Origin of the sequence: Candidatus Villigracilis vicinus, from assembly GCF_016702885.1 — a bacterium.
GTDB classification, from domain to species: domain Bacteria; phylum Chloroflexota; class Anaerolineae; order Anaerolineales; family Villigracilaceae; genus Villigracilis; species Villigracilis vicinus.
Window position 1 is genome coordinate 13537 of sequence record NZ_JADJDD010000021.1, and the last position, 17527, is coordinate 31063.

The following is a 17527-nucleotide window of genomic DNA, read 5'->3' on the forward strand; positions in this document are numbered from 1 at the left end:
GAAAAATGAAAAAAGGTATCTGGTACGGCATCGCGGCATACGCGATGTGGGGGTTCTTTCCGATCTACTGGAAATTGTTGCATGATGTTCCCGCACTGCAATTGCTTGGACATCGCATTGTCTGGTCTTTTCTCCTTTTGCTGGCTTTTATCCTGCTTACCCGTCAGTGGAATGATTTCCGTGCTGTGGCGTTTGACCGCAGAACGTTGGGAATCTATTCGGTTGCTGGTGTTTTGCTTTCCTTGAACTGGCTTATTTATGTTTGGGGTGTGAATGCCGGGTTTATTGTCGAAACCAGCCTCGGCTATTTCATCAATCCATTATTGAGCGTGCTGTTTGGTGTATTCTTTCTGCGTGAAAAACTGCGCCCCATGCAATGGCTGCCCATTATCATTGCCGCCATTGGCGTGGTTTACCTTACCATTACCTACGGTCGCCTGCCCTGGATCGCCCTTTCGTTGGCAGTTTCTTTTGGGTTGTATGGCTTGGTCAAAAAGTTATCCCCGCTTGGTTCGGTCTATGGGTTAACCCTTGAAACCGGTATCGTTTTCCCGATCGCGTTAATTTACCTCATGATTATTCAATCCACCGGTGCTGGTGAGTTCCTGCATGACGGGCGTACAGTCGACCTGCTTCTTGTTGGTGCCGGTGTGGTGACCACTATTCCGCTGCTTATGTTCGCCTCCGCTGCAAAAGAGATCCCATTGAACATGATCGGTGTTTTACAATATTTTGCTCCTACCATTCAGTTTCTCATCGGTGTATTTATTTACAAAGAACCTTTCGATACGACGCGCTTCATCGGTTTTGGGATCGTGTGGCTTGCATTGATCATTTTTTGGGTTGAAAATATTATTGCACATCGCAATCCCATTGAACCTGTCCCTGAATTGGGAGAGGGTTAACGAATTCCCCTGTGATTGGTGTTGCCTTGTTATGGATTGGTATAATCACAAAAATTTTAAAGGAGCGCTTACATGAATTTCGCAATGTGGAAAAAAGCACTTAATGTGATCCCTGAGGTCTCAAAGGAAGAATGGGATGGATTGGATATCATATCCAAATGGCTCATCTCCACCCGGGCTGCCGTTCTTATCATGACTTTTATTTCTGCTGCCCTGGCGGGTTTGTTTGCCTGGCGGGATGGTTCGTTCAGCTTCCTGCCCTGGTTCGCGTTGGTCTTTGGTCTCATCATGGCGCATGCCAGCAATAATATCTTCAACGACTACACCGACTTTGTCCGGGGTGTGGATAAGGACAATTACTACCGCACCATGTATGGGGCGCAGCCTGTCGCTTCTGGTTTGATGACCAAACGTCAGCACCTGACCTACTTTGTGGTCACCGGCATCCTTGCCATGGTCGCGGGCTTGTACCTCGTCTGGCAGACCGAATTCAATACCACCACCTGGATCCTGCTTGGTCTGGGTTCATTCTTTGTGTTGTTCTACACCTGGCCTCTCAAAGGTCTCGCCCTTGGCGAAGTGGCAGTTCTCATGGTGTGGGGGCCGCTCATGATCGGCGGCGGCTACTACGTCCTCACAGGAAATTGGAATTGGCCGGTCGTCATCGCCAGCTTGCCATACGTGCTCGGCGTAACCACAGTCATCTTCGGCAAACATATCGATAAGATCAAAGTGGACCAGGCAAAGAAGATCTATACCTTGCCAGTGGTCATTGGCGAAAAAGCCGCTCGCTACACCATTATTGCCATGATGGTTTTGCCATATCTTTTCACTGGCTATTTGATCGCCACCAAGTTCTTCACACCAGTCATGTTGATCGTGCTCTTTGCACTGCCTGCTTTGCGCGAGAGTCTTCCGCCTCTCACCAAGCCCAAGCCTGAAACCCGCCCCGAAGGCTTCCCTGAAGGACAGGGCGGCTGGCCCCTTTATTTCGCACCCATTGGTTTTCGCAATAATCGCGCCTTTGGCTCGCTCTTCATGCTCGGTCTCTTGCTTGATGTAGCGATTCGCCTGATCCCTGCCACACAAAATTTCTGGCGCTAAATCACAATTTACACTCCCGAGCCTCCCATTATTGGGAGGCTTTTTTGTTGCGAGGGGAGAGGTGATTTTTCGAGGACGATTGTCATATTCAATTTTTTGAATATGTGCGTTACAATACATTCAGATTTATGAATATGAAAAACCAACCATTTACTCAAATCTCAAAACAACTCGCAGAGCCTTTATCTGCCATAGCTTCTCCGCAGCGCATTGCCATTCTCCTTGCCATCGGCAAAGGCGAAGCATGCGTTTGTCACCTTGAAACCGCATTGGGATTGCGCCAAGCCTACATCTCGCAGCATTTGATGGCGCTCCGCAAAGCGGATATCCTCCAGGATCGCCGCGAGGGACGGTATGTTTTCTACAAAATAAAGAACGCCTCTTTATTGGATCTCATTACTGCTTCTGCCTCCCTAAGCGGACTTTCCACCGAAGCCGTTTCTTCTCTTATCAATACGCAGGTATATCCATCTTGTGAATGCCCGCAATGTGTACCCGTGTTAATCCCCGTAACGAGTCTATAGATCATGACCACACTCATTAACCCATCTGTTCCCCATTCTGAAAAAAAGATATTTGCTACTTTGGCTGTTGCCCTTGTTTTGTGGGTAGCCGCGTATAACCTCATCCAACCTCTTGCAAATTGGATCTCATTCGACCTACTGCAGCTTGCTCCAGATTCGCAGCTTGGTGAGTCTGTTGCTTTCTTCCTCTACGATGTGCCGAAGATCCTGCTTTTGCTTTCTGGAATGGTATTTCTCATTTCGGTTGTCCGCACCTTCTTCAGCCCCGAGCGGACGCGTGCCTTGTTGGGCGGCAAGCGCGAAGGTGTGGGCAATATCTTTGCCGCCATGCTGGGAATTGTCACTCCGTTCTGTTCTTGTTCGGCAGTTCCGCTTTTTATCGGCTTTGTTGAAGCGGGCATTCCGCTTGGCGTTACCTTCTCCTTCCTCATTGCAGCTCCGACCATTAATGAAGTGGCAATTATCCTGCTGTTTGGTTTGTTTGGTTGGAAGGTGGCAGGGTTGTATGTGGCTTCGGGTTTAGCGGTTGCCATCGTGGCTGGGTTTATCATCGGGCGGCTAAAGATGGAAAGATACGTGGCAGATTTTGTCTGGAAGGTTCACCGCAAAGTGAACGTGATCGAAGAAAAACTGACCTGGTCTGACCGTATCGAACGCGCCTGGCAATCGGTGAAAGAGATCGTGGGCAAGGTCTGGTTGTATGTAGTGGTTGGTATTGCAGTAGGGGCGGGTATTCATGGCTATGTGCCGGAAGATGCCCTGGCGTCCATTTTAGGGGCGCAGGCTTGGTGGTCGGTGCCGCTGGCGGTGCTCATTGGCATTCCGCTGTATTCAAATGCTGCGGGGATTGTCCCTATCATTGGTACATTGATCGAGAAAGGTGCATCGGTAGGCACAGCGCTGGCATTCATGATGTCTGTCATTGGCTTAAGTTTGCCCGAGGCAGTGATTCTCAAACGCGTTTTGAAGATGCCGCTTTTGGTGACGTTCTTTGTCGTCATCGCCATTGCGATCATCTTCACTGGCTATTTATTCAATTTGATCTTGTAAAGGAAAATGAAATGTTAACCATCAAAGTATTGGGTTCAGGGTGTGCCAATTGTAAAAAAGTGGAAGCCATTGCTCATCAAGTCGTTGACCAGATGGGAGTCCAGGCAGAGATCGTCAAAGTGACCGAGTATCCCGACATCATGGCATACGACATCATGTCTACTCCGGGGTTGGTCGTCAATGAGAAGGTCGTTTCGTATGGACGCATCCCTTCGCCTGCGGAAGTGACGACTTGGATCGCAAGCGCATTGGAAACGGCGAATCCTTAACCGAACGATAACATGCTTAACTCTTTGTCATGGTAAAAGAACGGACACCATGTACAAGGAGAGAGACAAATGAAAAAAGTTTTATTCCTCTGCACCGGAAATTCCTGCCGTTCGCAAATGGCGGAAGCCATCGTCAATGCGCGCATGGGCATGGAGTGGCAAGCCGTCAGCGCGGGGACAAAGCCTGCGGGCTACATCCACCCCAAGGCGTTGACAGCGCTTTCTGAAATTGGTATCCAGCATGAGGGTAGGTCGAAGCGAGCAGACGAATTTCAAGGCGAAAGCTTTGACCTTGTCGTCACCGTCTGTGATTCGGCGGCAGAGGAATGTCCCGTCTGGCTGGGGAAGGGAAAGAAGGTTCATCATAGTTTCCCCGACCCCGCGCTGACCGATGATCTGAATGATTTTCGCGCTGTGCGCGATGATATTGAAAAAGTGATCCTGGAGTTGCTAAAAACGAATTAATACGGAGGCAACAATGAAAAACGAAAAGCGCAAAGAACTTTCATTTCTCGACCGATATCTAACCCTATGGATCTTCCTTGCCATGGCGGTGGGGGTGGGTATTGGCTTTCTCTTCCCCAAAGCGGTGGCAGATTTCAACACTGCTGTTTCTGTGGGAACCACAAACATTCCCATTGCCATCGGCTTGATTCTTATGATGTATCCGCCGCTTGCAAAAGTCCACTACGATGAGTTGGGCGATGTCTTTCGTAATTGGAAGATTCTCAGCCTCTCACTCATTCAAAACTGGGTGATCGGTCCGATTTTGATGTTTGTGCTTGCCATCATCTTCTTACGCGGCTATCCGGAATATATGACCGGTCTGATCCTCATCGGTCTGGCGCGTTGCATCGCAATGGTTATTGTGTGGAATGAACTTGCCAAAGGCGATAATGAATATGCAGCAGGTCTGGTTGCTTTCAATAGCATCTTTCAAGTGTTGTTCTACAGCGTGTATGCTTATGTCTTCATCACCGTTCTGCCGACTTGGTTCGGCATGACTGGCAACATTGTGGATATCACCATCAGTGAAATCGCAACCAGTGTATTTATCTATCTTGGCATTCCATTCCTGGCAGGTTTTTTCACCCGCTTTATCCTCGTCCGCGCAAAGGGCAAGGATTGGTATCACAAAGTCTTTGTGCCAAAGATCAGCCCGATGACTCTCATTGCTTTACTCTTTACCATCGTGGTGATGTTCTCGCTCAAGGGTGATGTGATCGTGCAGTTGCCGCTCGATGTGGTGCGCATTGCCATCCCGTTGTTGATCTATTTCGTGGTGATGTTCCTTGTCTCATTCTTTATGGGCAAAGCCATCGGCGCGGACTATTCCAAGACCACCACACTTTCTTTTACGGCTGCCAGCAATAACTTTGAACTGGCGATCGCGGTGGCGGTTGCTGTCTTCGGCATTGGCTCTGGTGCGGCATTTGCAGCGGTGATCGGTCCGTTGATCGAAGTGCCGGTGATGATCGGTCTGGTCAATGTGGCATTCTTTTTCCAGAAGAAATATTTTCTGAACGATGCTCATCATGCGCCAGCTGGATAAATTGTCAGTGTAGAAAAGGATAATAAATAGAATCAAGCCTCCCGTTGTAATGAAGCGGGGGGCTTTTCCGTTAAGTGGGTAGTACTAGCGTCTTATTGTGAAAATGTTTACAAATAAGACTAGTTTGGTTATAATAATGGTGATAAATTTCACAAACAAAACAAAAGTTGACAGTCACTTCCAAAGTGACTGTCAACTGCCAACACAGAGGAAACTATGAATACCAAACAAAAGCCGCATGTCGTCATCATTGGCGCTGGGTTTGCCGGTCTCGAAACCGCTCGCGGACTTGCCAACTCACCTGTACACATCACATTGATCGATAAGAATAACCATCACCTGTTCCAGCCGCTGCTGTATCAGGTAGCCATTGCCGGTCTGTTGCCATCGCAAATTGCCCAACCCGTGCGTACGATCTTCCGCAAACAAAAGAACCTCGCCTTCCAAATGGGCAAAGTGACCGAGATCAACTTGAACGAAAAGTTCGTGAAGATGAACGGCTCGGTGATCGCGTATGACTATCTTGTGATCGCCGCCGGGGCGCGCACGAACTTCTTCGGCTTTGATACGCTCGAAAAACACGGCTTGCAACTCAAAGACCTTGAGACCGCCGTCACCACACGCAATCATCTGCTTTCGATGTTCGAACAAGCCAGCCACGAAGCCGACCTCGAAAAACGTAAAGCCATGCTGACCTTCGTCATCGTTGGGGGAGGTCCCACCGGCGTGGAAACGGCAGGAGCGTTGGCAGAACTCATCACACATGTGATGCGCAAGGATTATCCGCGTTTGAATTTGAACGAGGCTCAAGTCATCTTACTGGAGGCAGGTCCGCATTTGATCGCGCCATATCCCGATGAGTTGCGTCAGGCAACGTTGCGGCTTTTGAAAGATAAAAAGGTGGATGTGCGCTTGAACACCAAGATGCAGGATTTCAACGGTCTACGCGTGACCTTGGGAGACGGTTCTGTGATCGGGAGTCAAACGCTGATCTGGACGGCGGGCGCGAAAGCTGCCGAGATCATCGATGCATTGCCAGCAGAAAAAGCCAGCATGGGGCGCGTTCGCATCCAGGCGACCTTGAGCCTGCCTCAGTTTCCTGAAGCCTTTGTGATCGGTGACGCTTCTTTTCTCACCAATGGAAATGGTCAACCCTTGCCCATGCTTTCGACCGTGGCAATCCAGCAAGGTCAGGCGGCGGCGAAGAATATTCGTCTGATGATGGAAGGGAAGGAGCCCAAGGCATTTCACTACAAAGACCCCGGTCTGCTCGCCACGGTGGGACGTAACGCCGCCGTCGCCCGCATCTTTGGCGTTTCGTTCAGTGGATTCATCGCCTGGGTGATCTGGGTCTTCCTGCACATTTATCGCATCATCGGTTTCAGGAACCGCATTATTGTGATGTTCAACTGGGCGTGGGATTATTTCTTCTACGATAATCAAGTGCGGCTGATCACGAGAGAATAAAGAACACATCCTCAGAGGTTTTCTCTGAGGATGTGTTCTTATAAAGCACCGAATTGATTTGCGAAGAATAAGATCAGCGCCCCCACGGCGTTGATCGTGAAATGCAGGAGCATGCCGGGGTAAACAGACTCCGTGCGTTGGTACATGTACGCGAATAAAGCTCCAATCAGAAAGGTGGGGATGAGTGTGGCGATCTGCCCATGAAAAAGTGCAAAAATGATGGAACTGAACATGAGCGCATTGATCCAGCCGTATTTCTCGCGTAACCCTTTGAAAAGGAAACCGCGAAAGAACAGTTCTTCAGTGAAGGGTGCCACAATAACGGTAACAAAAACAAAAAGCAGTGGCGAGTCGAGTTCGCCAAGGATCTCCGAAAGTATATCTGCCTGGGTGACGATGCCAAGCGCAACCATGATGAGATTGTTGATGATGACGAGGAAGTACACTGCCGCCAGCAGTCCGCATCCCAGTGCAAGGTTGTTGCGATTAAATCCACGCAGCCCCAATTCCACCCAGCGCACTTTACGCAGTGAAAAGATAATGGCAATGGGGATGAGTAAAATGAACTCGAATGTGGCAACGAAAAAGATGCCGGTATTCTGAGAGTCTCCCACCAGTGATATGGCAAGGACGTATACAAAAATGCTTAATACCAAAAGAAAAAGCCCCAGCCAGGTATCGCTTGCAGTCCATGAAGCAGGCATGGGGGCAGCAGGAGGCGGCTGCGTTCCCGGGGTATTATTGTTTTGCGGTTGTTGTTCCATTTGATTGTTCCAATTCCCGATAAATAAACCATTGACCTTTGCGGTCGTCCACGCTTTTCATGGCGCGGTCATAGTAGATATCGAAGATCCGTCCGCTTTCAACCTGCACGCGGAAGTAGTAACGTCCCACGTTGAGTGACCCGCGGATGGAAGCTGCCTCTGCATGGGCGGGGCGCATGTTCTTTGCCATTTTGCCTTTGCGCGAGAAGTCGGTCCATTCGGAGAGGGTGGCTGTAATACGGTAAGTTTGCTCATCCCAAACGAAACCATTCGGACAGTGCGGGGCTTTCTCGCGCACGGGCGCTTCATCAAATTGAACTTTGATAACATCATCGTAAAAATGAATGGGAATTAGGTCTGTCATTGATGTTTTTCCGTCAGTATCAAGGCGGCTGTTCCGTTCCTTGCCAGGGGTTATTTGTGGTACACGTACATTTGCGCTTCCTTCGTGTCCTAACTTCTGGATCTGTTCGAAGGTACTAAAAGCTCGGTCACAGCAGTGCCGATGGTGATCGCACAGATAGTTAGTAGCAAAGTGGTCAGTCCCCACCACCGCAGCAGGGCAATCGCTAATGCGGCAACTGTGATTATGGCAAGCAACCTGCCTATTTGAGCGAATTTTTTTATATGTTCATCAGTTGTAGAAAAATAAGGGCGGCTCAGAATGGTGCCGACTGCGATGCAAATCAGGCTGCAGATAATAATGCAGATCAAGGTTTGGAGTCCGCTTAACCCAAAGATACTGAACAATAAGATCCCGCATGCACCCGTGCGAGGTGAGTTGAGGTTAAAGCGGGACTGAATGATGAGAACGGGAATCACCCGCCCGAATGCTGCGTATGAATCATCCACCCTCCATTGGAGAGGTTGCGTTTCGCGCGGGCTTAGTATGTAAATTTTGGATTCGCGTTTTTGGGCAGGGGTGTTGGGCTGACCAAATTCGGCAATGACCATGGGCTCGATCTCCTGCTCAAGGTCGTTAATGATCTCGGTCTTGATCGTGCTGGTTTCACCTGGTGCGATCATCCACGGACAGGAAAGGGAAAGCGACTTCGAATCTGTAGGCGTTGCAATGAGGTTGGTCTCTATTTCGCCCCAGGTCATGGCAGCGGATAGAGACAAGCCCATACTTATCCCCAGGATAAAGAGGAATATGCCCAACCAAGCTATATACCCGGATCGAGTTCTCATTGGATGATTGTACCGTTATAACGTTCTCGTTGCGCCCCCATCTACATCAAGAATGGAGCCGTGGATGTAAGATGCTTGTGGCGAAGCAAGGAAGGCAACTGCCTGGGCGATCTCTTCCGGTGTGCCGAAGCGGGAGATATTGAGGTGGTTTGCCATTTGTAATGTTGCTTCTGCATGGCTGAGGTTGTTTTCGCTGGCAAAGGTTCGGATGCGGGTTTGCAGCCGTTCAGTAGCGATGGAGCCGGGGTTGATGGCGTTGACTCGCACTCCGTCTTTGATGCCGCGGTCTGCCAGGACTTTGGTGAGGTTCATCAGCGCCGCATTGACCGACCCGCCAATTGCGAATTCAGCCGAGCCTGTGCGCCCGCCGATGCCAATGATGTTGATGATGCAGCCATTACTCTTCATCAAATGAACCCATGCGCTGCGGGAGAGACGCATGGCTCCGAAGAGTTTGAGAGCGTATCCATCTGCCCAGTCATCATCGGTGAGGGTGAGGAAGTCGCCGCGTTTGGTGGCTCCGGCATTGTTGATGAGGATGTCGATCTTGCCGAACTTCTCGAGAGTGGCATCTACTACATGGGAAGCTGAATCGGGGTGGCGCAGGTCAATGGAGAGAGGCAGGCTTTCGGCGGGGAGGGAGGCGCTGAACTCTTCGAGCGGCGAGCGTGCCGCGAGAGTCAACTTTACCCCTTCTGCAGATAAAACCTGCGAGATGGAGTTTCCGATCCCGCGGCTGGCGCCGGTGACGATGGCTACTTTATTTATCAGGTTTAAGTTCATGCCGGAATTATAGTTGATGTAATCGTTCGTGAATGATTACTGAGATATTAAGTTGGTAGTGAATAAAAAAGCTCTCGCTGTGTTTTGGTTTACATAGCGAGAGCTTTTTTTATTTCAAGGCGTAAACGGCATATCCACGCGCCGGGGCGAAGAATTGACCGCGACCATCGGTTGCGGTGGTTTGGTCGGCGGGGCGGGAACGGTCATGTTTGCCCCACCAGGCAACAGGCTGAAAGGAGGTGTTGTTCCATTTTGTTTGCACCCACTCTCCGCGCCAGTCATCGCCGCGGTTGTTGAGGACGTAGATCAGTCCGCGTTGGGCGTCATGACCGCCGCGCTGCATGATGTAGAGGTCATCCGAAAGATAGAGGATGGAGGTATCGCCTCCGGCGTGTTTCTCGTGCGCTGATACGAGCGCGTCGATGCCGTTGGGCGTGTCGCGCAGGGCGAGGTTGTAGTTGAAGTAATCTTTCCAAAAGACGCAGGGATAGCCTTCATGCGTCATGATGTAGGAATACGCAAGCAGTTTGTCGTTGCTGATCGGGCGACCTTCATCACGCAGGTCGTGATTCTCAACGAAGGTCACAGTGCTGTATGGCTGCGCTTTTAATACCGATTCGCCATTCACCAGGGTTTTTAAACTAAACCCATACGAATCGCATAATCCTTTAAGCAGTTCACGCAGGGGAAAGTCGAAGGCGTCGACCGGGTTGTGATTGGACTCATTGGCTTCGTTGACCCAATGCAGGGTGTTGCTGGCGTTGTCCCAATATTCGGCGACACCATAGGGTTTGTGATAAGCACCGTTCTTCATGTAGCGATATTCTTGAATGGCAGTGACGGTGTTGGCGGCAAAGCCTTTGACGAAGTCGTAGCGAAAACCGTCGAAGCCGACTTCTTCGATGAGCCAGCGGGCGAGCTTGAGCAATTCGCCATACACATACGGGTTGCGATGCGAGAGATCGGGCATGTCGCCAAAGGTCATCTCATCCCAAGACTCATACATGCTGGGGTGAAACGACTCCCAGTTGCGTGTGAAGCGTCCGCTCTTGGCGTTGAAGACTGTCCAGCGTTGTTGACCGGTGATGGGATTGACTTCCTGCGCATCGGCACCGGAGTTGTGATTGAGGACCATATCCGCGATCAGACTCAGCCCGTGCTTGTGTGCGCTTTCAATGACTTGATCCAACTCCTTGCGCGTGCCAAACCAGGTAGGGATGCTGCCCTTTTGGTCGAACTCGCCGAGGTCGTAATAATCGTATGGGTCGTAGCCCATGGAGGGTCCGAATAGATTCGCAGCCTTGTGAACGGGTGGCAGCCAGAGTGAGGTAAAGCCCGCCTTTGCCAGCCCCGGTATTTCGCGGTGGATATAGTTCCACCATTGGAATTCTTTTCCGTCTTCTCTGGGACAGTCCCAGTAAAAGGTTTGCATCATGACGCCCATCGTTTCTCTCCTAAAAAATTGTAGGGAAGATTGTACGGGAAAACGATGTGGGGGATATGGGTAATAGGTAATGGATGGGTTGGATCAGTTTTTTGGACGATCGAGCTTGGTATCGTCCCATGAGGTGGGGTCGTTGAGCGGTTCCAAGTGGGTGAAGACGGTGATATCGGGCAGTGCGTTGCGGATCTCGGCTTCTATTTTTTCGAGCAGTTGATGACCCTGCAATACCGTCCATGAATCGGGGACGAGGATGTGAAAAGAAGTGAACCGCCGCGCTCCAGATTGCCGTGTGCGCAGTGCATGATATTGGATGTCATCTTTTTTGTATTTATCAAGGATCTTGATGATCACTTCGCGTTCTTCATTGGGCAGTGCCGTATCCATGAGTCCCAGTACCGAATCACGGACGATGCGCCCCCCAGACCAGATGATATTGGCGGCGACAATAAACGCTACGATGGGGTCGAGGCGCTGCCAGCCGGTGAGAGCCACCAGACCGACGCCAGCGATCACGCCGACAGAGGTCCAGACGTCGGTCATGAGGTGGTGGGCGTTGGCTTCGAGGGTAATGGACTTGTATTTTTTACCAGCTCGCAGAATGAAGAAAGCGGCGAGCAAGTTAACCACCGAAGCTCCTACAGATACGGCGAGACCCAAGCCCACTTGTTCGAGCGGCTGCGGGTTCCATAAACGAGGCGCGGCGGTGACGATGATGCTGATGGCGGCGATGACGATCAAGGTCCCTTCCACGCCGCTTGAGAAATATTCCGCTTTGCTGTGCCCGTATTCGTGGTCTTCATCTGCCGGGCGGGCAGCGACGGTGAGCATGGCAAGCGCCATCAATGCGCCCACAAGGTTGACCAGAGACTCGAGCGCATCGGAGAGCAGACCGACCGAGCCGGTGAGGAGATAGGCAATCGTCTTCAGCAGAATGGTCAGGACTGCCGCGCCAATGGATACCCAGGCAAAGCGCGTGAGGAATTTTCGATTGGTGATATCGGGGGTGTTCTGCATTGAATGAATTCTAATCAAGATGGGAAGATTGGGTAAGTGACAGGTGTCAGGTGTGAGGGGATGGGTTTACTTGCCAGGTGTTTTGAAGGGGGGATTTTTGTCGGGTAGCCAAAGGGAATCGTTATGCTTATGCTATACTTTTTTCATCATGGGGAACTACGTTGAGACCCCTAAACCCTCCAGACCTCCAAAGTCTGGGAGACCTCGGAGGTCTGGAATTGGTATGCCAAGAAGAGAAATTCCTTTCGTACCCGATCAGTATTATCACTTCTATAATCGCGGAAATAACCGTCAGGTTGTTTTTATGGAACGCGAGAATTATGTTTATTTTCTAAAAGGCATTAAGCGTTACCTGCGTGGACGGGTGGAGGTGATTGCGTATTGCCTGATGCCAACGCACTATCATCTTTTGGTAAAGGTGGTGGCTAAGCACCAGACCTCCGAGGTTGCCAACCAGACTTCCGAAGTCTTAAGGCAGGACGCCTCGAAGCAGGTGTCTCTCGCTATGCAAAAGTTCTTGATCTCTTACACCAAAGCCATCAACAAGCGCTTTGAGCGGACAGGCGCGCTCTTTCAGGGACAGTTCCAAGCCAAGCCAGTGACAACCTATAAATATTTACTGACCTTGTGTGCATACATCCATGCGAAATATCGAAGATATACCCCGTCATTGCGAGCCCGATAGGGCGAAGCAATCCCCAAGACTGTGTGTAAGATTGCTTCGTCGGGCTGTCGCCCTCCTCGCAATGACAGAAATAGGGGTTGGCGGCTGCGCCAGAGATGTGGGATTTTTCGAATTATCTGGAGTGGCTGGGCTTGCGCAATGGGACGCTGGTGAACCATGAATTTATCGCCGAGAATTTTGGGACGGGGGAGGAGTATAAAAAGTTCGTGGTGGACTATATCCGAAACCGGCAGGTGGATGAGGAGTTTCGGACGTATGTGGAGACCTCGGAGGTCTTAAAGCTCGGGTAAAATAAATGGAAATGGGGAGACCCATGCCGACAGAAGCCGATACTTGTAGAACTTATATCGTTCCAAAGTTACATACTGCTGGTTGGGAGGATGAATATATCTCCGAGCAGATGGTCTTAACGCGCGGACGGATCGTGCCGATTGGTGACAGGCATATTCGTAAAGAAGGCTTGCGACCTGACTATGTGCTATCGATTCGGCAAAATATTCATATTGCTGTCGTAGAAGCGAAAGCGGAATATAAAAGCCCTGCGGCTGGGTTGCAACAAGCTATTCAATATGCTGAAATGATGGGCTTGAAGTTTGCGTATTCCAGCAATGGCAAGGGGATTGTGGAACACGATTTCATTACAGGTTTGGAGCGTAATCTTGATGCTTTCCCAAGCCCTGATGAATTATGGGGACGATTAAAAGGCACATTTAACTTCCAAAGTGAAAAAGAAGAAAAAGACTCGCTTTCTGATTATTGGCAGGAAGTGGGCGGAAAATCATCGCGATATTATCAACAAGTGGCGATCAATCGGGCTGTGAATGCTGTATTGACGGGGCAGCCGCGTATCTTGATTACCATGGCAACAGGGACAGGCAAGACCTTTGTGGCTTTTCAAATTGCCTGGCGCTTGTGGAAGGCGAAGCGCAAGAAGAAGATTTTGTTCCTTGCTGACCGTAATGTGTTGATTGACCAAGCTAAAGATAGAACCTTCTCCCCAATGGGACAGGCGTTGCAGAAGATACAAGGAAAAGCGGTAAAGAGCCGTGAAGTTTATTTTGCTTTGTATCAGGCATTGGCAAACCCTGTAACGGGTGAGAATTTATACGAGAAATATCCGCGAGACTTTTTTGATCTGATTATCGTGGATGAATGCCATCGTGGTTCAGCCAATGAAGAAGGGAGCTGGCGCAAGATTTTAGATTACTTTGACTCGGCTACCAAGATCGGCATGACGGCAACCCCCAAGCGCAATGACAATGTGGACACCTATGAGTATTTTGGTGAACCCATTTATGAATACAGCCTGAAACAAGGCATTGACGATGGTTTCCTTGCACCGTATCGGGTGTATCGTGTGATTCCCGATGTGGATGCCAGCGGCTTGCAGGTGGATGCGGGTGTATTGGATCGTTTTGGGCGTGAGATTCCCGCTGACTTGTATGGCACGAAAGACTTTGAACGGGTTGTTTCTTTGCTATCGCGTACAGAAGTGGTAGCCAAGCATTTGACAGAATATCTCAAGCGGACGAATCGCTTTGATAAGACGATTGTCTTTTGTGTGGATCAGGAACATGCGTTGGACATGCGTATTGCCTTGAACAATGCCAATGCCGATTTAAGCAAAATTCACTTGCATTATGTAGAGCGGGTGGTTTCAGAAGAAGGTTCTGTTGGGCGTGGACATTTGGATAACTTCCAAGACCCTGAAAAAGAAGTGCCTGTTATTTTGACCACATCGCAAATGTTGACAACTGGCGTGGATGCACCGACCTGCCGCAATGTGGTGTTGTTCCGCACGATCAATTCGATGACGGAGTTCAAGCAGATCATTGGACGTGGGACGCGGGTTTCGGAAGAGCATGGCAAGTTTTGGTTTACGATCTTGGATTATGTGGGTGCAACCCAGTTGTTTTATGACCCCGCTTTCGATGGCGACCCTGTGCGGGTGACAAAAACTGAGATTGATAAAGATGGTAATGAAACAAGCGTTGAAGATAGTGAGGAAGGGACGCTTCAACCAGAAGAAGACCCTAAGGGTTTTGAGAAACCCTTAGGGTCTATAGGCGAACTGCCGCGCAAGTATTATTTGGATAATGTACATGTGTACATTGCAGGGGAGCAAGCCTTTGAACTTGACCCCAATGGCAATGTACTAAAGACCGTTGAATTTACTGATTATGTGACCCAGAATATCCGCCGCTTGAATTTGACGGCAGAGCATTTGCGGCAGGTGTGGACGCAAGCCGAGCAGCGTAAAGAGATTTTAGATCAGTTGCGCGCGCGTGGCATTGACCCTGACCATTTGGCACATGTGACCCACCACGAAGAAGCCGATGCGCTGGATTTGCTTTTGCATGTGGCGTATAACGCGCCGTTGGTAAGCCGCCGTGAGCGAGCTGAGAAGCTGCGCCAGAAGAAAGCGAACTTCTTCAATACCTTTACGCCTGCGGCAAGGGAGATTTTGGAGACTTTGCTGGAGAAGTACGCGGATTATGGGGTTGGGGAGTTTGACCAGCTGCCGCGCGTGTTGCAGGTTTCACCGTTTGACCGCTATGGTTCGACGTATGAGATTTATCAGTTGTTCGGCGGGGCGGAGAAGATGTTGCAAGCGGTGGATGAGTTGCAGAAGTTTTTGTATGAATGAATAAAAAAGACCCTAAGGGTTTTAGAAACCCTTAGGGTCTGGAATATAAGATAATATGACGAGCCCTTCCCCACTTCTCTACGATACTTACTATCACATTTACAATCGCGGTGTGAATCGCGAAAATATATTTATTGAAGAGCGGAATTATGCGCATTTCTTGAATTTGTTCGCGAAGCACATTGAACCAGTTTGTGATTTGTTTGGCTATTGCATGTTGAGAAATCATTTTCATATGCTGGTGAGGGTGAAGTCGGAAGAGGAAATCGTTGAATACAAAAAGACCCTCGATAAAGAGACCCTAAGGGTTTCTTCCGTAAATAGTCGTCAAGGTGGGCAAGGCAGTCTTGCAAATCAAGATGAAGGTCAGGCGAGAAAACCCTTAGGGTCTGGATATGTAAGTGACCAATTCTCGAATTTCTTCAATGCGTACGCCAAGGCGATTAACAAGGCGTATGGAAGAACAGGGAGTCTGTTTCAGCATCCATTTGGGCGGGTGCCGATTACGAGTGACAGGCAGTTTTGGAATGTGATCGCGTACATTCATCAGAACCCGCAGAAGCATAAGTTCGTGGATGATTTTCGGGACTGGAAGTATTCGTCGTATGGGATAATACTGGGTGAGACGAAGACAATTGTTAATCGGGGCGAAGTTTTGAGGTGGTTTGGGAGTAAGGAAGATTATTTGAGGTTGCACACAGAATGGGTAAGTGACGCGCAAGCAAGTGGTTTGCGGAAGATGATATTGATTAAAATATAAATTAGAGACCCTAAGGGTTTTGAAAACCCTTAGGGTCTGATAACAAGGATTATATGAAAAAACCAACATCGCCCCAACACAACACCAAAGCCTCCCTCTCTTCCCTCATCAAATCCTCCCGTGACATTATGCGGAAGGATGCGGGGTTGAATGGGGATTTGGATCGGTTGCCGCAGTTGTCGTGGATTTTGTTTTTGAAGTGTTATGACGATTTGGAAATTCGGCGGGAGGAGGATGCGAAGGCGACGCGGGAGAAGTATAAGCCGATCATTTCCGCCGCCGTATCGCTGGCGGGATTGGGCGTCGAATGAGGATAAGGGGCGACGGGTGAGGATTTGATCAAGTTCGTCAATGACGGCTTGCTGCCTGCGCTGCGCGGGCTGTCGGGGTCGGATGAACGGTTGAAGGTGGCGGAGGTTTTCAAGGAAACGTACAGCCGTATGCTCTCGGGCTATCTGCTGCGGGACGTGGTCAACCTGGTGGATGGGATATCCACTTTCAGTCGAAGGATGAGATTTTCACGCTGGCGCATTTGTATGAGTCGATGTTGAAGGAAATGCGGGACGCGGCAGGCGACTCGGGCGAGTTCTACACACCCCGTCCCGTAGTGAAACTGATCGTAGACAGAGTCAGGCTGCGGCTGGGAGAGACCGTTCTCGATCCCGCGTGCGGCACGGGCAGTTTTTAGTCGAGGCGTATGAATATCTCAAGCCGCTGGCGAAGAATTCAAAGACCAGATCAAGTTGCAGAGCGAGACGTTGTTCGGCGTGGAGAAGAAGCCGCTGCCGTATTTGTTGAGCACGATGAACCTGCTGCTGCACGGCGTCGAGAATCGAACATCCGCCGCGATAACGCGTTGAAGAATCCGCTGAACGAGATCGGGAGAAAGACCGCTTTGACGTGATCGTGACCAACCCGCCCTTCGGCGGCGAGGAGGAGGCGGGCATTCAGTTGAACTTCCCCGAGAACACGCGCGCCAGCGAGACCGCGCTGCTGTTCATGCAGTTCATCATGCGTTCGCTGAAACACGGCGGACGCTGCGGCGTGGTGGTGCCGAATGGATTTTTATTCGGCGACGGCGTTTCGGCGCGGATCAAGGAACAACTGCTGCGGAACTTTGACCTGCATACGATTATCCGCCTGCCAAACGGAGTCTTCGCGCCGTATACGTCGATACCGACCAATTTGCTTTTCTTCGCTCGCTCCCAGCCGACAACTGAGATTTGGTACTATGAGCATTCTCTCCCCGAGGTCAGAAGAGCTACTCCAAGAACGCGCGATGCAGTTCGAAGGTTTGCGCCGCTGATTGAATGGTGGGATGCGCGTAGGAAAGCGAACATGCATGGAAGGTGCGCGCTGATGATGTTT

The 17527-nt window shown here is 50.1% G+C and carries 22 protein-coding genes; 15 read left to right on the forward strand and 7 right to left on the reverse strand.

Going from position 1 to position 17527, the window contains the following annotated elements; genetic code table 11:
- Window positions 1-5 precede the first annotated feature (5 nt).
- The 8 genes from rarD to IPG80_RS14390 all read left to right on the forward strand — a co-directional run bounded on the left by rarD (window position 6) and on the right by IPG80_RS14390 (window position 6871).
- On the forward strand, window positions 6-905 hold the full coding sequence (gene rarD / locus IPG80_RS14355) for an EamA family transporter RarD (protein WP_345107987.1): 900 nt from the start codon (window positions 6-8) through the stop codon (window positions 903-905).
- A 72-nt stretch (window positions 906-977) separates the two neighbouring features.
- The gene (locus IPG80_RS14360) at window positions 978-2009 is read left to right on the forward strand and encodes a prenyltransferase (RefSeq protein WP_345107989.1); all 1032 of its coding nucleotides are present in this window, start codon (window positions 978-980) and stop codon (window positions 2007-2009) included.
- Between the two features lie 128 nt (window positions 2010-2137).
- On the forward strand, window positions 2138-2533 hold the full coding sequence (locus IPG80_RS14365; RefSeq protein ID WP_345107991.1) for a metalloregulator ArsR/SmtB family transcription factor: 396 nt from the start codon (window positions 2138-2140) through the stop codon (window positions 2531-2533).
- Between the two features lie 3 nt (window positions 2534-2536).
- On the forward strand, window positions 2537-3583 hold the full coding sequence (locus IPG80_RS14370) for a permease (RefSeq protein WP_345107993.1): 1047 nt from the start codon (window positions 2537-2539) through the stop codon (window positions 3581-3583).
- Between the two features lie 11 nt (window positions 3584-3594).
- Window positions 3595-3852, forward strand: a complete 258-nt coding sequence (locus tag IPG80_RS14375; protein WP_345107995.1) for a thioredoxin family protein — start codon at window positions 3595-3597, stop codon at window positions 3850-3852.
- 69 nt (window positions 3853-3921) lie between these two features.
- Window positions 3922-4317, forward strand: a complete 396-nt coding sequence (locus tag IPG80_RS14380) for an arsenate reductase ArsC (protein ID WP_345107999.1) — start codon at window positions 3922-3924, stop codon at window positions 4315-4317.
- 13 nt (window positions 4318-4330) lie between these two features.
- A complete protein-coding gene (arsB, locus tag IPG80_RS14385) occupies window positions 4331-5404 on the forward strand; it encodes an ACR3 family arsenite efflux transporter (protein WP_345108000.1) in 1074 nt (357 codons plus the stop codon).
- Window positions 5405-5620: 216 nt separating this feature from the next.
- Complete coding sequence (locus IPG80_RS14390; protein WP_345108002.1) at window positions 5621-6871, forward strand: NAD(P)/FAD-dependent oxidoreductase; 1251 nt, start codon at window positions 5621-5623, stop codon at window positions 6869-6871.
- A 38-nt stretch (window positions 6872-6909) separates the two neighbouring features.
- On the opposite strand, the gene IPG80_RS14395 is transcribed toward IPG80_RS14390, so the two are convergent.
- The 6 genes from IPG80_RS14395 to IPG80_RS14420 form a co-directional block, all read right to left on the reverse strand.
- The gene (locus IPG80_RS14395; protein WP_345108004.1) at window positions 6910-7635 is read right to left on the reverse strand and encodes a type II CAAX endopeptidase family protein; all 726 of its coding nucleotides are present in this window, start codon (window positions 7633-7635) and stop codon (window positions 6910-6912) included.
- Window positions 7610-7999 carry a DUF6504 family protein gene (locus tag IPG80_RS14400; RefSeq protein WP_345108005.1) on the reverse strand — a complete coding sequence of 130 codons (390 nt, stop codon included), beginning with the start codon at window positions 7997-7999 and terminating at the stop codon, window positions 7610-7612. The genes IPG80_RS14395 and IPG80_RS14400 overlap by 26 nt, the downstream gene beginning before the upstream one ends.
- An 89-nt stretch (window positions 8000-8088) precedes the next feature.
- Window positions 8089-8826 carry a hypothetical protein gene (locus tag IPG80_RS14405; RefSeq protein WP_345108007.1) on the reverse strand — a complete coding sequence of 246 codons (738 nt, stop codon included), beginning with the start codon at window positions 8824-8826 and terminating at the stop codon, window positions 8089-8091.
- Window positions 8827-8841: 15 nt separating this feature from the next.
- Entirely contained in the window at window positions 8842-9609 is a 768-nt protein-coding gene (locus IPG80_RS14410) for an SDR family oxidoreductase (RefSeq protein ID WP_345108009.1), read from the reverse strand.
- Between the two features lie 109 nt (window positions 9610-9718).
- Complete coding sequence (locus IPG80_RS14415) at window positions 9719-11053, reverse strand: alpha-amylase domain-containing protein (RefSeq protein ID WP_345108011.1); 1335 nt, start codon at window positions 11051-11053, stop codon at window positions 9719-9721.
- Window positions 11054-11137: 84 nt separating this feature from the next.
- Window positions 11138-12067, reverse strand: a complete 930-nt coding sequence (locus IPG80_RS14420) for a cation diffusion facilitator family transporter (RefSeq protein ID WP_345108013.1) — start codon at window positions 12065-12067, stop codon at window positions 11138-11140.
- 223 nt (window positions 12068-12290) lie between these two features.
- On the opposite strand from IPG80_RS14420, the gene IPG80_RS14425 reads away from it, so the two are divergent.
- The 4 genes from IPG80_RS14425 to IPG80_RS14440 all read left to right on the forward strand — a co-directional run bounded on the left by IPG80_RS14425 (window position 12291) and on the right by IPG80_RS14440 (window position 16159).
- Window positions 12291-12752, forward strand: a complete 462-nt coding sequence (locus IPG80_RS14425) for a transposase (RefSeq protein WP_345108014.1) — start codon at window positions 12291-12293, stop codon at window positions 12750-12752.
- 95 nt (window positions 12753-12847) lie between these two features.
- Complete coding sequence (locus tag IPG80_RS14430; RefSeq protein ID WP_345108016.1) at window positions 12848-13042, forward strand: hypothetical protein; 195 nt, start codon at window positions 12848-12850, stop codon at window positions 13040-13042.
- Between the two features lie 23 nt (window positions 13043-13065).
- On the forward strand, window positions 13066-15399 hold the full coding sequence (locus IPG80_RS14435) for a DEAD/DEAH box helicase family protein (RefSeq protein WP_345108017.1): 2334 nt from the start codon (window positions 13066-13068) through the stop codon (window positions 15397-15399).
- Window positions 15400-15511: 112 nt separating this feature from the next.
- A complete protein-coding gene (locus IPG80_RS14440; RefSeq protein ID WP_345108019.1) occupies window positions 15512-16159 on the forward strand; it encodes a hypothetical protein in 648 nt (215 codons plus the stop codon).
- Window positions 16160-16361: 202 nt separating this feature from the next.
- On the opposite strand, the gene IPG80_RS14445 is transcribed toward IPG80_RS14440, so the two are convergent.
- Entirely contained in the window at window positions 16362-16583 is a 222-nt protein-coding gene (locus IPG80_RS14445; RefSeq protein WP_345108021.1) for a hypothetical protein, read from the reverse strand.
- Window positions 16584-16715: 132 nt separating this feature from the next.
- Between IPG80_RS14445 and IPG80_RS14450 the strand changes: the two genes are divergently transcribed.
- From IPG80_RS14450 to IPG80_RS14460, 3 genes are all read left to right on the forward strand, one after another.
- Window positions 16716-16847, forward strand: coding sequence for an N-6 DNA methylase (locus IPG80_RS14450; protein ID WP_345108023.1), 132 nt, complete (start codon window positions 16716-16718; stop codon window positions 16845-16847).
- A gap of 79 nt (window positions 16848-16926) precedes the next feature.
- Window positions 16927-17019 (forward strand): hypothetical protein, encoded by a 93-nt coding sequence (locus IPG80_RS14455; RefSeq protein ID WP_345108024.1) that lies wholly within the window; start codon window positions 16927-16929, stop codon window positions 17017-17019.
- A gap of 40 nt (window positions 17020-17059) precedes the next feature.
- A partial coding sequence (locus IPG80_RS14460) for an N-6 DNA methylase (protein WP_345108022.1) occupies window positions 17060-17527 on the forward strand: 468 nt, incomplete at its 3' end.

Excerpts from the sequence above, each read along its gene's own strand:
- IPG80_RS14375 (WP_345107995.1), top strand. The coding sequence starts at position 3,595 with ATGTTAACCATCAAAGTATTGGGTTCAGGGTGTGCCAATTGTAAAAAA.
- arsB (WP_345108000.1), top strand. The coding sequence starts at position 4,331 with ATGAAAAACGAAAAGCGCAAAGAACTTTCATTTCTCGACCGATATCTA.
- IPG80_RS14425 (WP_345108014.1), top strand. The coding sequence starts at position 12,291 with ATGCCAAGAAGAGAAATTCCTTTCGTACCCGATCAGTATTATCACTTC.
- IPG80_RS14390 (WP_345108002.1), top strand. The coding sequence starts at position 5,621 with ATGAATACCAAACAAAAGCCGCATGTCGTCATCATTGGCGCTGGGTTT.
- IPG80_RS14400 (WP_345108005.1), bottom strand. The coding sequence starts at position 7,999 with ATGACAGACCTAATTCCCATTCATTTTTACGATGATGTTATCAAAGTT.
- IPG80_RS14360 (WP_345107989.1), top strand. The coding sequence starts at position 978 with ATGAATTTCGCAATGTGGAAAAAAGCACTTAATGTGATCCCTGAGGTC.
- IPG80_RS14435 (WP_345108017.1), top strand. The coding sequence starts at position 13,066 with ATGCCGACAGAAGCCGATACTTGTAGAACTTATATCGTTCCAAAGTTA.
- IPG80_RS14365 (WP_345107991.1), top strand. The coding sequence starts at position 2,138 with ATGAATATGAAAAACCAACCATTTACTCAAATCTCAAAACAACTCGCA.
- IPG80_RS14410 (WP_345108009.1), bottom strand. The coding sequence starts at position 9,609 with ATGAACTTAAACCTGATAAATAAAGTAGCCATCGTCACCGGCGCCAGC.
- IPG80_RS14380 (WP_345107999.1), top strand. The coding sequence starts at position 3,922 with ATGAAAAAAGTTTTATTCCTCTGCACCGGAAATTCCTGCCGTTCGCAA.
- IPG80_RS14395 (WP_345108004.1), bottom strand. The coding sequence starts at position 7,635 with ATGGAACAACAACCGCAAAACAATAATACCCCGGGAACGCAGCCGCCT.
- IPG80_RS14405 (WP_345108007.1), bottom strand. The coding sequence starts at position 8,826 with ATGAGAACTCGATCCGGGTATATAGCTTGGTTGGGCATATTCCTCTTT.
- rarD (WP_345107987.1), top strand. The coding sequence starts at position 6 with ATGAAAAAAGGTATCTGGTACGGCATCGCGGCATACGCGATGTGGGGG.
- IPG80_RS14420 (WP_345108013.1), bottom strand. The coding sequence starts at position 12,067 with ATGCAGAACACCCCCGATATCACCAATCGAAAATTCCTCACGCGCTTT.
- IPG80_RS14430 (WP_345108016.1), top strand. The coding sequence starts at position 12,848 with ATGTGGGATTTTTCGAATTATCTGGAGTGGCTGGGCTTGCGCAATGGG.
- IPG80_RS14370 (WP_345107993.1), top strand. The coding sequence starts at position 2,537 with ATGACCACACTCATTAACCCATCTGTTCCCCATTCTGAAAAAAAGATA.
- IPG80_RS14415 (WP_345108011.1), bottom strand. The coding sequence starts at position 11,053 with ATGGGCGTCATGATGCAAACCTTTTACTGGGACTGTCCCAGAGAAGAC.
- IPG80_RS14450 (WP_345108023.1), top strand. The coding sequence starts at position 16,716 with ATGCGGGACGCGGCAGGCGACTCGGGCGAGTTCTACACACCCCGTCCC.